Genomic DNA, 14,864 nt, shown 5'->3' on the forward strand with positions numbered 1-14,864 from the left:
CGATGACAGAGCAGTTCCTCCTCCCCGATGTCGGCGAGGGCCTCACCGAGGCCGAGATCGTGGCCTGGAAGGTCAAGGTCGGCGACGAGGTCGCCGTCAACCAGGTGCTCGTCGAGATCGAGACCGCGAAGTCGCTGGTCGAGCTTCCGTCCCCGTTCAGCGGCACCGTCGTCGACGTCCTCGTCGACGAGGGCCAGACGGTCGACGTCGGCACCCCGATCATCACCGTGCAGGCGGGCGCCGGCACCCTCGGGTCCGAGATCCCCGCGATCCCCGCCCACCCGGCGCAGGCGGCTCCGCCCGCCCCGTCGACGACCGAGCCCGGAGAGGGATCGGGCGCCGCGCTCGTCGGCTACGGCACCGCGGGCGGCCACGTCGCCACCCGTCGCCGCCGACCGCAGGGCGCACCCGCCGCCGCGGTCCCCGCGCGCCCCGCCGCGCCGCCGCGCCCGACGTCGGTCCCCGCCGCGGCCGCGCTCCCCGTCATCGCGAAGCCGCCGATCCGCAAGCTCGCGAAGGACCTCGACGTCGACCTCCTCGAGGTGCAGGCCACCGGCCTCGCCGGCGAGGTCACCCGCGACGACGTCATCCGCCACGCCTCGCAGGCCAGCGTCTTCCGCAACATCCAGACCCCCGCCTGGGCCGACTCCCGCGAGGAGCGGATCCCGGTGCGCGGCGTCCGCAAGGCCATCGCTGCCGCGATGTCGCAGAGCGCCTTCACCGCGCCGCACGTCAGCGTCTTCGTCGACGTGGACGCCACGCGCAGCATGGAGTTCGTCAAGCGCCTGAAGAACTCGCCCGACTTCGCCGGCACCAAGGTGTCGCCGCTGCTGATCATGGCGAAGGCCATCATCTGGGCGGTCCGGAGGAACCCCACGGTCAACTCGGCGTGGACCGACTCCGAGATCATCGTGCGCCACTACGTCAACCTCGGCATCGCCGCGGCCACCCCCCGCGGACTCATCGTCCCGAACGTGAAGGACGCCCAGTCGATGAGCCTGCTCGAGCTGGCCCAGGCCCTCGAGAAGCTCACCCTCGACGCCCGCGACGGCAAGACGGCGCCCGCCGACATGCAGAACGGCACCATCACGATCACCAACATCGGCGTCTTCGGGATGGACACGGGCACCCCGATCCTGAACCCCGGCGAGGTCGCGATCATCGCGCTCGGCACGATCAAGCAGAAGCCGTGGGTCGTCGACGGCGAGGTCCGGCCCCGCTACGTGACCACGGTCGGCGGATCGTTCGACCACCGCGTGGTCGACGGGGACGTCGTCAGCCGTTTCGTGGCGGACGTGGCGAGCGTGCTGGAGGAGCCGGCGCTGCTGCTCGATTGAGCGGACTCCTCCTGCGTCGTCGTCCGCTCCGCGGTCGGCTCTCGCAGGAGGTCGGGTTCTGTAGAGCGGGGCGCGTTCCGCTACGGCGATCCGCTGGCACGCGGATCGCCGGTTCGCTCGGCGGTTCCGCCGTTGCTGACGGGTGGTGGTCGGAGCTCGCGCAGTCTGCTGGTCGAGCAGCCGCCGAGGGCGGCGTGTCAAGACCCGCCTGTCCCGTGGGGGGTCTCGATACGCCCGCTGCGCGGGCTACTCGACCAGCGAGGAGCGGGCGTCTCCTTGTCCCTGCTGGTCGAGTAGCCGCCGGCGGCGGCGTATCGAGACCCCGCCACCGAGGGCGGGCGCTACGCCGTCAGGGCGACCGCCGTCCAGGAGACCGGGGGCAGCGTCACCGTGAGGGTGCCGTCCGAGAGGGAGGCGTCGACGGCGTCGCGGAGGCCCACGCGCTCCTGGTCGTCCTTCGTGTTCTTCGCGTAGGGGTCCTCGTCGAAGAGGGCCACCGCCTCCGCGATGCTCGAGACGCCGAGGCCGGACACGTCGACCGTGACCGTGATCGACTCCGTCTGCGAGCGGTTCACGAGGAACACCGACGAGCGGTCGCCGTCGTGCGTCGCGACCGAATCGACGAGGGGAGCCTCGCCGTGACGGGCGGTCGAGTAGGTGCCGGCCTCGATCCGGGGCTTGAGCACGGTGCCGGAGGCGAGACGCGCGGTCGTGGAGAACGGGAAGAACGTGGTCTGGCGCCACGCCGCTCCGCCCGGCTCGGTCATGATCGGCGCGATCACGTTGACGAGCTGCGCGAGCGACGCCGAGGTGACGCGGTCGGAGTGCTTCAGCAGCGTGATCATCAGGTTGCCCAGCACGACCGCGTCGGCGACCGAGTAGACGTCCTCGAGCAGGCGGGGGGCGTAGGCCCACTCGCGGGTGCTCTGGTCGCCCTCGGCGTCGGCCTTCTCCTTGGCCTGCCACTCCTCGAGGTACCAGATGTTCCACTCGTCGAAGGACAGCATGATGTCCTTCGACTTGCGGAGCTTGTGCTTCACGTGGTCGGCGGTCGCCACGACGGTCGCGATGAAGTACTCCATCTCGAGCGAGGAGGCGAGGAACGAGCCCAGGTCTCCGCCGTACTCCTGGTAGTAGGCGTGGCACGAGACGTACTCGATGTCGTCGTAGGTGTGCTCGAGGACGACGCGCTCCCACTCGCCGAAGGTCGGCATCGACGATCCGGACGAGCCGCAGACCACGAGCTCCAGCGACGGGTCGGCGATCTTGAGCGCCTTGGCGGTGCGGGAGGCGAGCTTGCCGTAGTCCTCCGCGTTCATGTGGCCGACCTGCCAGGGGCCGTCCATCTCGTTGCCCAGGCACCACATGCGGATGTCGTAGGGCTCGGTGCCGCCGTTGGCGATGCGCTGGTCGGCGAGAGCGGTGCCGGCCGGTCCGTTGGCGTACTCGAGCACGTCGAGCGCCTCGAGGACGCCGCGGGTGCCGAGGTTGACCGCGTACATGATCTCGCTGCCGGTGAGCTCGGCCCAGCGGGCGAACTCGTCGAGTCCGACCTCGTTGGTCTCGAGCGAGTGCCAGGCCAGGTCGCGGCGGCGGGGGCGCTCGGAGCGCGGTCCGACCCCGTCCTCCCAGCGGTAGCCCGAGACGAAGTTGCCGCCGGGGTAGCGGATGGTCGTGCTGCCCAGCTCCTTCACCAGGTCGACGACGTCGAGGCGGAAGCCGTCCTCGTTGGCGGTGGGGTGCCCGGGCTCGTAGATGCCGTCGTACACGCAGCGGCCGAGGTGCTCGACGAACGAGCCGAAGATCCGCGGATTCACGGGGGCGACGACCGCAGAGGGATCGAGGGTGATCCGGGCCGAGGAGGTGGACGGGACGGCGCGGGGAGCGTCGGTCATGACAGGGCCTTTCTGAGGCGGTGACGGGCCCCTCCTGTTCCGGAGGGGAAGGGTGCGCGGATGCGGTCGGTCACTTGACCGAGCCGATGGACAGACCGCCCTGCCAGTACTTCTGCAGGGTGAGGAAGGAGACGATCAGCGGGATCACCGAGATGAGGGCCCCGACGATCACGAGGTTCCACAGCGACTGCCCGCCGGTGTTGACCGACGCCTGGGTCTGCCAGGTGCCCAGGCCCACGGTGACGGGGAAGAGCTGCGAGTTCGAGAGCATCACGAGAGGGAGGAAGTAGTTGTTCCAGGTTCCCACGACCGACAGCAGCAGCACCGTCACGAGCGCAGGGCGCAGCAGCGGCAGGGCGACGCGGAAGAAGACCGTGATCTCGCCCGCCCCGTCCATCCGCGCGGCGTCGAGCATCTCCTCCGGCACCGCGTCCTGCGTGTAGACGCGCATGAGGTAGACGGCGAACGGGTTGAGCATCGACGGCAGGATGACCGCCCACATGGTGTTGGTGAGCTGCGCGGCGCTGAACATGACGAACAGCGGGATGACCAGGGCCGTCGCCGGCACCATCACGGAGCCCAGCACCAGCGAGAAGAAGGCGTTGCGGCCCTTGAACGCGTACGCCGCGAAGCCGTAGCCCGCGAGCACCGACAGGACCGTCGCTCCGAGACCGCCGACGAAGGCGTAGAGGAACGAGTTGCCGAGCCACTTCCAGTAGAGCCCGTTGGAGTAGGTGAACAGCGAGCCGATGTTCGTGAAGAACTCGAAGGAGTCGCCGAACCAGAGCGGGCTGACGGTCCCGGAGAAGAGGCCGACCTGGTCCTTCGTCGACGCCACCACGAGCCACCAGAACGGCAGGGCGAAGTAGACGACGAAGGCGAGCAGGATCACGTGCGGGAGCAGCTGGCGTCCGCCACGGCGGCTGCGGGCGCGGACGGCGTCGTCGCGCCGCTGCACGCGGTCGCGCTTGGGGGCGAGTTCGAGGGTGCTCATGAGAGTCCGTTCCGCTTCTTCGTGGCCGCCAGGAACAGGTACGACCCGACGAACACCACCAGGCCCAGCGCGAACGAGATCGCGGAGGCGTAGTTGAACTGGTTGTAGGAGAAGGCGAGCGTGTAGGCGTAGATGTTCGGCGTGTAGGACGCGTCGATCGAGCCGGACGCCAGCGAGCGCAGGATCTGCGGCTCGGTGAAGAACTGGAGCGTGCCGATGAGGGCGAAGACGAGGATCAGCACCATCGAGGAGGAGATCATCGGGATCTTGATCCGCAGCGCCGTCTGGATCGCGCTCGCTCCGTCCAGGCGGGCGGCCTCGTACACGGCGGGGTCGATGCCCTGCAGTGCCGCATAGATGATGATCATGTAGTAGCCCGCCCACTGCCAGGTGACGACGTTGACGAGGCTGCCGAAGATCGACTCCTTGCCGAGCAGATTCGGAGCGTCGAGGCCGAACCAGCCGAACACCTCCGAGGCGGGGCCGAACGACGGGCTGTAGAGGAAGCCCCACATCAGCGCGCCGATGACGGCCGGGACCGCGTACGGCACGAAGATCATCAGCCGGGCGAAGCGCGAGAACCGCGAGGTGAGCGCGTCCAGCATCAGTGCGGCGATCAGCGAGACCAGCATCTGGATCGGGATCAGGATGAACGCGAACCGGACGACGAGCCAGACGCCCTCGAGGAAGAGGGGGTCCGAGAACGCCTTGGCGTAGTTCGCGAACCAGACCCACTCGGTGCCGGTGGCGACGGTCTTGTTCTGCAGGCTCAGGATGAACGAGTAGATCAGGGGAGTGATCAGGAAGACCACGAGGAAGACGCCGAAGGGGGCGACGAAGACCCAGCCCCAGCGGGCGCGGCGCGAGGCGACGACTCCGGTGCGGGGCTTCTTCGTGCGGCGTTCGGCGGTGGTGGCGGGCGCGGGGACGACGAGGTTCGACATGGTGCTCCTTCGAGACGGGACGGGGCGGCCGCCGCCCTCGCGGACGGCGGCCGCCGGTCGTCAACCGACCGTGTAGCCCTGACCGGCGGCGTAGTCGCTGACCGCGGTCTGGTAGGTCGAGAGGGCGTCCTCGACGCTGGACTCGCCGCTGTTGACCGCGTTCACGGCCTCGGTGAGCTTGTCGTAGGCGAAGTTCTGGAACGGCGAGACCTGGAAGCCCTGGTACTCGGTCGCGGCGGTGAGGAAGACGTCCTTGTTGATCTGCTGACCGCCGAAGAAGTCGTACTCGAGGTTCGCGAAGTAGTCGGACTCGAGGATCGGCTTCCAGAGCGGGAACAGCGCGCCCTTCTCGATGCCGATCTTCCAGGCCTCCTCGGTGCCGAAGATCTCCTTGGCGACGAGGGCCGCCGCCTCCTTGTCCTCGGCCTGCTCGGTCACCGCGAACGCGGATCCGCCGATGTTGATCTGGGTCGGCTCCTCGCCCTCCCACTGGGGGACCGGAGCGGCGCGCCACACGGCGTCGGGGTCGGCGCCCTCGAAGCCCTGCAGGTAGCCGGGCAGCCAGGCGGCGGCGATCACGGAGGCGTAGGTGCCGTCGACGAGGTGCGTGTTGTAGTCGGTGGTCGAGCTGTCCTCGGTGCCGACGAGGCCCTTGGTGACGAGGTCGTTCCAGTAGTTCATGACCTTCGCGCTGGCCTCGTCGTCGAGGTCGACCGTGACGTCGGTGCCGTCGACGGTGTAGGGCACGGAGCCGGCCTGCGCGAAGAGCGCCTGCTGGTAGGCGCGGCCGTTGCCCGCGTAGTCGGTCATCAGCGTGGTGGAGCCGGCGTCCTTGAGCGCCTGCGCGGCGGCCGCGTACTCCTCCCACGTGGTGGGGACGGGGATGCCGTACTCGTCGAGGATGTCCTGGCGGTAGAGCATGCCGACGGGGCCGCCGTCGACCGGGATCGCGTAGGTGGCGTCGCCGCTGGAGACGTCGGCCCAGGCGCCCTCGGAGTAGTTCTGCTGCACGTCGGACGCGCCGTACTCGTTCAGGTCGACGAGGGCGTCCTGCGGGATGTAGCTCTGCACGACCTCGCTCTCGAGCATGACGACGTCGGGGGCGCCCGAGCCGGCCTGCACGGCGGTGGTGAGCTTGGTGTACTCGTCGTTGCCGGCGCCGGCGTTGCTCCAGCAGATCTGGACGTCGTCGTGGCTGTTGTTGAACAGGTCGACCACGCCCTCGAACTCGGGGTACCAGGCCCACATCGTGACGACCTTCGCGTCCTCGTTCACGATCGTGTTCTCGCAGTTGGCGGCGTCGCTCCCGGCGGAGCAGCCCGTGAGAGCAGCGGCGGAGGCCGCGACGGCCACCCCCGCAGCCAGCAGTCTCTTCGAATGACGCGTCATTGCGTTTCCTTTCGGATGCGGCCGTCGTCGGCCTGAGGAGGGTTCCACGCGGGAGCGGGGAGGTTCTGCAGCGTGTCCCCGACGTTTCTACAACGATGGAGACAACGTTGTAGAGACGATGATGCGGAGTCGCCGCGGCGCTGTCAAGAGCGGCTCGCCGAGCGGCCCGGGCGGTGTCCGCCCAGCCGGGCGTGCTGGACTGGGCGGGTGGGAACGATCGACGCGTGCCGCCTCCTCGCCGACCGGGTGGAGGCGCTCGCCGCCTCCGATCCACCGCCCAGGGCTCTGATCCGCGCGGTGGCGCGCGACATCGCCGGCATCCGGGGCGGGCTCCTCGGGCCGCTCGATCTGGTCGGCGGCGGACGCAACCGGATCCGCGGCCGCGGGTTCGCCGAGCCGTACGACGACGACACGCGCGGGCAGGCGCGCCACTTCGCGGGCGTGGCCGGAGCGACGCTCTCCCTCGGCGGTCCGCTCGCGCACCTGCTCCTGCGCACGCTCGGCGGCGATGCCGCGGGCAGCGCCGACGACCGGCTCACCCGGCGGGCCGTGGAGTGGAGCCGGCTGCTGCGGCGCGGCCTTCTGCCGGTCGGCGACGCGGGGGAGTGGATCCGCCGCGAGATCTGCGACTGCGCCTGAGCGCTCAGGCGGGAGCGCTCGACTCCCGCGCCACCACCGAGAACGCCGCCGTGCGCAGCCGGTGCGGACCGGTCTCGGTGCCGTCGATGCGGGCCTTCAGCAGGTCGACGGCCGTCTGCGCGATCTCCTCCCGCCCCGGGTCGATCGAGGACAGGCTCGGGACCGAGTAGCGCGACTCGTCGATGTCGTCGAAGCCGATCACCACGACGTCGCCGGGCACGTGCCGGCCCGCGTCCTGGAGGGTGCGGATCGCGCCGAGCGCGAGGGTGTCGTTGAATGCGAAGACGGCGTCGAAGTCGACGCCCGACTCGATGATGCCGCGCATCGCGACCGCGCCGTTGGCCCGATGCCAGGGGCCGGAGTAGCCGATCAGCCGTTCGTCGTAGGGCACGCCCGCCGCCTCCAGCGCCTCCTGATAGCCGCGGGTGCGGAGCACGGCCGAGCCGACCTCCTCGCCGGCGTGCGCGCCGAGGGCGACGATGCGCCGGCGTCCGCTCTCGAGCAGGTGCGCCGTCGCGGCGCGCGCCGCCTCGACGTTCTGCATCGTGACGTGGTCGACGCGCTCGGTGAAGATGCGCTCGCCGAGCAGGACGAGCGGGTAGTCGACGGCGAGGGCGGGCTCGTCGGCCATGTCGATGCCGAGCGGGCTGAAGAGGAGGCCGTCCGTCAGCTGGCGGCGGGGAGAGGTGAGGACGCTGCGCTCGCGGGCGGGATCGGCTCCCGTCTGCTCGATCAGCACCGTGAGTCCGCGGCGGTCGGCGGCGCGCATCACGCTGTCGGCGAGCTCGGCGAAGTAGGCGAGGCTGAGCTCGGGGAGCGCCAGGCCGATCACTCCGGTGCGGCCCCTGCGCAGGCTCCGCGCCGAGAGGTTCGGGCTGTAGCCGAGCTCCGCGATCGCGGCCTCGACCTTCTCGCGCGTGGCCGGACGGATGTGCGGATAGTCGTTGATGACGTTCGAGACCGTCTTGATCGACACTCCGGACGCACGCGCGACGTCGTGCAACGTGACCGCCATCGGTCCTCCTCCGCTCGGGGATGCGCCCAACCTACAACGTTGTACCGCCGCGCGTCCCGCGGCGTCCTGTTCTCGCGGGACACGGTGTCGCGGCGGATGCGGGCCCCGGACGGGGCGGAGGCGGCGCGGCCGTGTCGCGGCCGGGCGGCGGCGGGCGCGTCCCCCACGCTGGAGACTCGACGAGAGGGGGCGCGATGGATGCGCGCGAGCACGAGGTCCGCCGGCGGATGGACGCCCACGAGCTGTACACCGATGCGGGCGACGGGCTCGCGGCGCTCGAGGAGGAGCGGATCCGCGGCAAGGAGCTCGCGCACGCCTACAACGCGACCGGGCCCCGAGAGGCGGACGAGCGGCGCCGGCTGCTGCACGAGCTGTTCGAGGCGGTCGGCGAGGGCGTCTGGGTCGAGCCTCCGCTGCACGTCGCCTACGGCAACCGGGTGCGGCTGGGCGAGAACGTCTACGTGAACTTCGGTCTGACGCTCGTCGACGACGTCGAGGTCGTGATCGGCGACCGCGTGATGATCGCTCCGAACGTCACCATCAGCACGACCGGGCACCCGGTGCACCCGGAGCTGCGCCGCGACGGCACGCAGTTCTCGGCGCCGGTCGTGATCGAGGACGACGTCTGGATCGGGGCGGGCGCGATCCTGCTGCCGGGCGTCGTGGTCGGCGCGGGCTCCGTCGTGGCCGCGGGTGCGGTCGTGACGGCGAGCGTGCCTCCGCTGGTCGTCGTCGGAGGAGTGCCGGCGCGCGTGCTGCGGGCCATCGGCGACGAGGACCGGGAGTGGGAGTACCGCGCGCCGCGGGTGCTGGGCTGACGCGGGGGCGGTGCTGCCCGGCTGTGCAGGGCGACCACCCTTGCTGATCGAGTAGGCCGCGGAGCGGCCGTATCGAGATCCGCGGCTCGAGAAGATCGAGTCGGAGTACCGGTCTGCTGGCGCTGGTGGGTCTCGATACGCCCCTGCGGGGGTACTCGACCAGCAGAGGGGGGCGGACCTGCCTGCTGATCGAGTAGGCCGCGGAGCAGGCGTATCGAGATCCGCGTGCTCGGGAGCGGGGTGTTCTCCCCGGCTCGGTAGGCTCCGCGGGTGACCCGCTCCCGCCTGATCCTGCTCGACATCGACGGCACGCTGATGGACGGCGGCGTCGTCGCGCCCTCGGCCGCCGAGGCCGTGGCGGGCGCCCGCCGCAACGGGCACCTGGTGCTGCTCGCGACCGGCCGCTCGCGTCCCGAGATCCCGCAGAAGGTCCTCGACCTCGGCTTCGACGGGGTGGTCTCGGCCGCCGGCGGATTCGTCGAGCTCGACGGCGAGCTCGTCTCGCGGAGCACGATGCCGGCGGACGCGGTGCGCGAGGTCGTCGCGTTCTTCGAGGTGCACCGGATCGAGTACACGCTGCAGGCGCACGACGCCGTGTTCACGAGCGGCGGGCTCGCGGCGCGGGTCGCCGAGCTGCACGCGCGGCGGGGCGAGGCGGTGGAGCCGGTCGTCGAGACGCCGCGCGGCCCGGTGCCGACCGAGGGGATCGCGAAGGCGACGTTCTTCGGCGACCACGACGACACCTTCGCGGTGGTGCGCGACGGCCTCGGCGAGCGCTTCCACGTGGTCACCGGCACCATCCCGTACCTCGGGCACGCCGGCGGCGAGGTGAGCCTGCCCGGCGTCGACAAGGGCGCGGCGCTCCTCGCGCTCGCGGCGCGGCTCGGGCACCCGGTGGAGGACACCGTGGCGATCGGGGACAGCTCGAACGACGTCGAGATGATCACCGCGGCCGGGCTCGGGATCGCGATGGGCAACGCCACCGACGACGTCCTCGCGATCGCCGACGACGTGACGACGTCGGTGCACGAGGACGGCGTGCGGACGGCGTTCCTCCGTCACGGCCTGATCTGAGCCGGCCCCGGCTCGCCGGAACCGGGGCCGACGGCGATCAGGTGTACCAGGAGGGCTCGGGCACGTCGCCCAGCAGGACGAAGACGCCCACCTCGCGGCGCTTGTAGGCGATCGGATCGTGCAGCGAGTGGGTGCGGAGGTTGCGCCAGTAGAGGTCGAGCCCGACCGTGTTCGCGCTCGCTCGGGCGCCGGTCAGCTCGAAGACGCGGGTCGCCGTCTCGAGTCCGTCCTCGACGATGCGGGCCTTGGCCGCCGCGATGCGCACGGCGATCTCGCCGCGACGCCGGGGCGTCAGCTCCTCGCGCGGAGCGTGCAGCACGGCCGAGAGCTCGGCTCCGGTCGCGTCGATCAGCGCCTCGGCCGCCCAGAGCTTGGCCTGCAGATCGCCGTAGCCCTCGAGGAGGTACCACTCGTCGGTCGCGCGCTCCTTGTCGTCGCCGCCGAACGGCCAGGCGCGGGTGCGCTCGCGGGTGTAGCGCGCGGCGTGCTCGAGGGCGCCCTGCGCGATACCGAGGTAGAACTCGGCGAACACCTGCTGGATCGTCGGCACGTTCAGCGAGTTGTAGACGAGCGGCTGGAACTCGCGGTCGACGAAGCCGGCGGCGGCGGCCCACGGCACGCGCACGTCGCGGATCTCGACCGAGCCCGACTCCGTGAGCCGCTGGCCGAGGCTGTCCCAGTCGCGGCCGAACACGATGCCGTCCTGCGCGGTCGGCACGATCGCGAAGACGTGCGTGTCCGTGCCCTCGAGGATCCCCTCGAGCACGGTCAGGTCGCTGACCACGCCTCCCGTCGAGAACGACTTGCGGCCGGAGAAGACGAGCTCGTCGCCCTCCTCGCGGATCGAGAGGTCGGAGTCGCGCGGGTTCACGGCGCCGCCGTAGAGCAGGTTCCCCTCGGTGGCGAGCTGCTCGACGGCCGCGATCTGCTCGGGGGTGCCGACGAGTCGCGCCGCCCACACCCAGAGGTAGTGGTAGCCCAGCAGCTGGCCGATCGAGCCGTCGGCGCGCGCGACGGTGCGGATCACGCGCAGGGCGGTGGTCCACTCCTGCCCGCCTCCGCCGTGCTCGACGGGGCCGAGCAGGGTGACGAGGCCGGCGTTCTTGAGCAGGGCGACCTCGGTGAAGGGCGCGGCGCCGGCCCGGTCGCGCTCGAGGGCGTCGACCGCGAGGACCGCGGCGACCTCGTCGGCACGGGCGATCCACTCGGCGGGGGACGCGGGGCGCGGGGCGCCGGACCAGCGGTCGGTGAGCGGGTCGCCCAGCGCGGTGGCGCGGGCGGCGGGCTCGTGGCCGGCGGGCGGGGTGGTGGTGCCGGTGGGCGTGGGGGCGGATGCGGTGCTCACGGTGGTCCTCTCTCGAACGGTGCGGCGACTCTCGCAGCCGGGCGCGGCGGATGCACCGCGTGCGTCGGGCGGTGACGGCGTGTGACTCCGGGTGTCGTCGCGGTCGGCGGGGCGGCCGTGCTGAATCGATGCGCTCTCGATTTTGACAATCGTTATCAATAGTCGCTACCGTGAAGCCACCCCGACCGTCCGACTCCGGACTCAGATTGGCTCTCCGTGACGACCCGCACCCGCACCCTCTCCGCAGCCGCCCTCGTCGGCGCCGCGGCCCTCGCCCTCTCGGCCTGCTCCGGCTCCGGCTCGGCGAGCGACGACTCCGGCCTCGTCTCGATCGTCGCGTCGACGAACGTCTACGGCGACCTCGCGCAGAGCGTCGGCGGCGACCTCGTCGAGGTCACGAGCATCATCGATAGCCCGGAGAAGGACCCGCACGAGTACGAGGCCACCGCGCGCGACCAGCTCGCCGTCTCGGACGCGCAGCTCGTGATCGAGAACGGCGGCGGCTACGACCCCTTCATCGACACGATGATCGACGCGTCCGGCTCCGACGCGCCCGTCGTCACGGCGACCGTCGTCGCCGGGCTCGAGGACGAGCACGCGCACGAGCACTCCGACGAGGCGGGCCACTCGGACGAGGACGGCCACGAGCACGCCGCCTACAACGAGCACGTCTGGTACGACCTCGCCGTCGCCCGCGACGTCGCGACCGGCATCGCCGACGAGCTGTCGAGCATCGACCCCGACAACGCGTCGACCTACTCCGCCAACGCCGAGGCGCTCGCCGCCGACCTCGACGCGCTGATCGAGCGCGAGCAGGAGCTGAAGGGCACCCTCGAGGGCCGCTCGATCGCCATCACCGAGCCGGTGCCGCTGTACATGACCGAGGCGCTCGGCCTCGTCGACGCGACTCCGGAGGAGTTCAGCGAGGCGATCGAGGAGGGCACCGACGTGCCCGCCACCCTGCTGCAGGAGACGCTCGCGCTGTTCTCGGACGGAACCGTCGACGCCCTCGTCTACAACGCCCAGACCTCCGACGCGCAGACCGAGGCGGTCCTCGAGGCCGCCGAGTCGGCCGGGATCCCCGAGGTCGCCGTCACCGAGACGCTGCCGGACGGCGAGGACTATGTCGGCTGGATGACCGCGAATCTCGACGCCGTCGAGGGGGCGCTCTCGTCGTGACGCCTCCGTCCCCGATCGATCGGCCCGCCTCCCCGGAGGCGGGCCTTCCGGCGTCTCCGGCCGTGCTGCGGATGCGAGGCGCGGGTCTCCGCTTCGGCTCGCGCGAGCTGTGGGGCGGGGTCGACCTCGACGTCCGGGCGGGCGAGTTCGTCGCCGTGCTCGGCGCGAACGGATCCGGCAAGACCAGCCTGCTGAAGGCGGTCCTGGGTCAGCAGCCGCTGAGCACCGGCGAGCTGCAGGTGCTCGGCGCGCCCGTGCACCGCGGCAACCGCCGCATCGGCTACATCCCCCAGCAGAAGCTCGCCGACGACGGCACTCCGCTGCGCGCCCGCGACCTGATCGGGCTCGGGATCGACGGCCACCGCTTCGGCCTGCCGCTGCCCTCGCGCTCCCGCCGCGAGCAGGTCGACGCGCTGCTCGCCGCCGTCGGAGCGACCGAGTACGCCGACGCCCCGCTCGGCAGCCTGTCCGGAGGCGAGCAGCAGCGCGTCCGCGTCGGCCAGGCCCTCGCGGGCGACCCGGCGCTCCTGCTCTGCGACGAGCCGCTGATCGCCCTCGACCTCGCGCACCAGCGCGCGGTCAGCGAGCTGATCGACCGCCACCGGCGCGAGCGGAACCTCGGCGTCCTCTTCGTGACGCACGACGTGAATCCGGTGCTGCGGATGGTCGACCGCGTGCTGTACCTCGCCGGCGGCCGGTTCCGCATCGGCACGCCCGACGAGGTGCTGCGCTCGGAGGTCCTCAGCGATCTGTACGACGCGCCCGTCGACGTGATCCGCGCCCGCGGTCGGATCATCGTGGTCGGCGCCCCCGACCACTCGCACGTGCACGAGCACGAGGCGGAGCACCGGCACGGATCGGAGCGCCGGCACGAGCCCGAGCGCCGGCGCGAGCACCGCCACGACACCCCGGAGGAGCGCGCCTGATGGACGACGTCTGGTCGCAGATCTTCGACTTCTCGGACTACGGAGCTCTGCTGGCGCTGCTCCGGAACTCGGTCATCGCCGGCGCCGTCCTCGGCGTGGTCGGCGGGCTCATCGGCGTCTTCGTGATGTCGCGCGACATGGCCTTCGCGGTGCACGGCATCAGCGAGCTGTCGTTCGCGGGCGCCTCCGCGGGCCTGCTGCTCGGGATCGGCGTCGTGCAGGGCTCGATCGTCGGCTCGCTCGTGGCGGCGCTGCTGATCGGCCTGCTCGGCTCCCGTGCCCGGGATCGCAACTCGATCATCGCCGTGCTCATGCCGTTCGGCCTGGGCATCGGGATCCTCTGCCTCGCGCTCTATCCGGGGCGCAGCGCGAACAAGTTCGGCCTGCTCACGGGGCAGATCGTCGCGGTCGACGACCCGCAGCTCGGCTGGCTCATCGCGATCTCGGTCGTGGTCGTAATCGGCCTCGCGCTGATCTGGCGGCCCCTGACCTTCGCGAGTGTGGACGCCGACGTGGCGGCGGCCCGGGGAGTGCCGACCCGCGCGCTCTCGATCGTCTTCATGCTGCTGCTCGGTCTGGCCGTGGCCGTGTCGGTGCAGGTCGTGGGCTCGCTCCTGGTGCTCGCGATCCTGGTGACCCCGGCCGCCGCCGCCCTGCGGATCTCGGCGTCGCCGGTGATCGTGCCGCTGCTGAGCACGCTCTTCGCGGTCGGGTCGCTGGTCGGCGGGATCCTGCTGGCGCTGGGCGGCTCGGTGCCGATCAGCCCCTACGTGACCACGATCTCGTTCACGATCTACGTCGTCTGCCGGATCGCCGGGCGGCGGGGAGTCCGGCGCCGCCGCTCACCGGTGCTCGCCGGGGCGGGGGTATAGCGTGGCCCGGGTCGTGAGACGGGAAGGTGGTCCGGTGGTCAAGCGGAACACGTGGCAGAGGGAAGCGGTGCGCGAGGCGCTGACCGGGCGCGACGACTTCGTCAGCGCGCAGGGGCTGCACAGCGCGCTGCACGCGTCGGGCTCGCCGATCGGCCTGGCGACGGTGTACCGCGCGCTCGCCGACCTCGCGGTCGAGGGCGAGGCCGACTCGCTGCAGTCGCCCGACGGCGAGAGCCTCTACCGGGCCTGCACTCCGGGCACGCACCACCACCACCTGATCTGCCGGCGCTGCGGGCTGACCGTGGAGATCGCGGCCGACGAGGTCGAGACCTGGGCGCGCTCCGTCGCGGGCCAGCACGGCTTCACGGATGCGCACCACGTCGTCGACGTGTTCGGCCTCTGCGCCGAGTGCACGCGGGCGACCGCGGACTGAGCGG

At 71.4% G+C, this 14,864-nt stretch carries 14 protein-coding genes; 8 read left to right on the top strand and 6 right to left on the bottom strand.

Translation table 11 applies throughout. The annotated features are described in order from the left end of the window. Positions 1-2 precede the first annotated feature (2 nt). Complete coding sequence (locus ASF46_RS02050) at positions 3-1,337, top strand: dihydrolipoamide acetyltransferase family protein (RefSeq protein ID WP_056866220.1); 1,335 nt, start codon at positions 3-5, stop codon at positions 1,335-1,337. 341 nt (positions 1,338-1,678) lie between these two features. On the opposite strand, the gene ASF46_RS02055 is transcribed toward ASF46_RS02050, so the two are convergent. The 4 genes from ASF46_RS02055 to ASF46_RS02070 form a co-directional block, all read right to left on the bottom strand. Further along, positions 1,679-3,232: an alpha-N-arabinofuranosidase gene (locus ASF46_RS02055; protein WP_056866221.1), complete on the bottom strand. Its 1,554-nt coding sequence runs from the start codon at positions 3,230-3,232 to the stop codon at positions 1,679-1,681. 70 nt (positions 3,233-3,302) lie between these two features. Continuing rightward, positions 3,303-4,226 (bottom strand): carbohydrate ABC transporter permease, encoded by a 924-nt coding sequence (locus ASF46_RS02060; protein ID WP_082480940.1) that lies wholly within the window; start codon positions 4,224-4,226, stop codon positions 3,303-3,305. Beyond that, positions 4,223-5,170, bottom strand: a complete 948-nt coding sequence (locus ASF46_RS02065) for a carbohydrate ABC transporter permease (RefSeq protein ID WP_056866222.1) — start codon at positions 5,168-5,170, stop codon at positions 4,223-4,225. The genes ASF46_RS02060 and ASF46_RS02065 overlap by 4 nt, the downstream gene beginning before the upstream one ends. A gap of 60 nt (positions 5,171-5,230) precedes the next feature. Continuing rightward, a complete protein-coding gene (locus ASF46_RS02070) occupies positions 5,231-6,559 on the bottom strand; it encodes an ABC transporter substrate-binding protein (RefSeq protein WP_082485154.1) in 1,329 nt (442 codons plus the stop codon). A gap of 207 nt (positions 6,560-6,766) precedes the next feature. Here ASF46_RS02070 and ASF46_RS02075 point away from each other — a divergent pair, with 207 nt between their 5' ends. Then, on the top strand, positions 6,767-7,198 hold the full coding sequence (locus tag ASF46_RS02075) for a hypothetical protein (RefSeq protein ID WP_056866224.1): 432 nt from the start codon (positions 6,767-6,769) through the stop codon (positions 7,196-7,198). A gap of 4 nt (positions 7,199-7,202) precedes the next feature. Here the strand turns inward: ASF46_RS02075 and ASF46_RS02080 are convergent, their stop codons facing one another. Beyond that, complete coding sequence (locus tag ASF46_RS02080) at positions 7,203-8,213, bottom strand: LacI family DNA-binding transcriptional regulator (RefSeq protein ID WP_056866225.1); 1,011 nt, start codon at positions 8,211-8,213, stop codon at positions 7,203-7,205. 194 nt (positions 8,214-8,407) lie between these two features. Between ASF46_RS02080 and ASF46_RS02085 the strand changes: the two genes are divergently transcribed. Together ASF46_RS02085 and ASF46_RS02090 are read left to right on the top strand one after the other, a co-directional pair. Beyond that, positions 8,408-9,031, top strand: a complete 624-nt coding sequence (locus ASF46_RS02085) for a sugar O-acetyltransferase (RefSeq protein WP_056866226.1) — start codon at positions 8,408-8,410, stop codon at positions 9,029-9,031. A gap of 270 nt (positions 9,032-9,301) precedes the next feature. Beyond that, complete coding sequence (locus ASF46_RS02090; RefSeq protein WP_056866227.1) at positions 9,302-10,105, top strand: Cof-type HAD-IIB family hydrolase; 804 nt, start codon at positions 9,302-9,304, stop codon at positions 10,103-10,105. A 37-nt stretch (positions 10,106-10,142) separates the two neighbouring features. Here the strand turns inward: ASF46_RS02090 and ASF46_RS02095 are convergent, their stop codons facing one another. Next, on the bottom strand, positions 10,143-11,450 hold the full coding sequence (locus tag ASF46_RS02095) for an acyl-CoA dehydrogenase family protein (RefSeq protein ID WP_200919651.1): 1,308 nt from the start codon (positions 11,448-11,450) through the stop codon (positions 10,143-10,145). A 216-nt stretch (positions 11,451-11,666) separates the two neighbouring features. Between ASF46_RS02095 and ASF46_RS02100 the strand changes: the two genes are divergently transcribed. From ASF46_RS02100 to ASF46_RS02115, 4 genes are all read left to right on the top strand, one after another. Beyond that, positions 11,667-12,629, top strand: a complete 963-nt coding sequence (locus ASF46_RS02100) for a metal ABC transporter solute-binding protein, Zn/Mn family (RefSeq protein WP_056866228.1) — start codon at positions 11,667-11,669, stop codon at positions 12,627-12,629. Positions 12,630-12,700: 71 nt separating this feature from the next. Continuing rightward, entirely contained in the window at positions 12,701-13,555 is an 855-nt protein-coding gene (locus ASF46_RS02105; protein WP_082485366.1) for a metal ABC transporter ATP-binding protein, read from the top strand. Next, positions 13,555-14,427 carry a metal ABC transporter permease gene (locus tag ASF46_RS02110; RefSeq protein ID WP_056866229.1) on the top strand — a complete coding sequence of 291 codons (873 nt, stop codon included), beginning with the start codon at positions 13,555-13,557 and terminating at the stop codon, positions 14,425-14,427. The genes ASF46_RS02105 and ASF46_RS02110 overlap by 1 nt, the downstream gene beginning before the upstream one ends. 34 nt (positions 14,428-14,461) lie before the next feature. Then, positions 14,462-14,860, top strand: coding sequence for a Fur family transcriptional regulator (locus ASF46_RS02115; RefSeq protein ID WP_055786018.1), 399 nt, complete (start codon positions 14,462-14,464; stop codon positions 14,858-14,860). Positions 14,861-14,864 lie beyond the last annotated feature (4 nt).

It is taken from the genome of Rathayibacter sp. Leaf296, assembly GCF_001423045.1.
In the GTDB taxonomy this organism is placed as follows: domain Bacteria; phylum Actinomycetota; class Actinomycetes; order Actinomycetales; family Microbacteriaceae; genus Rathayibacter; species Rathayibacter caricis.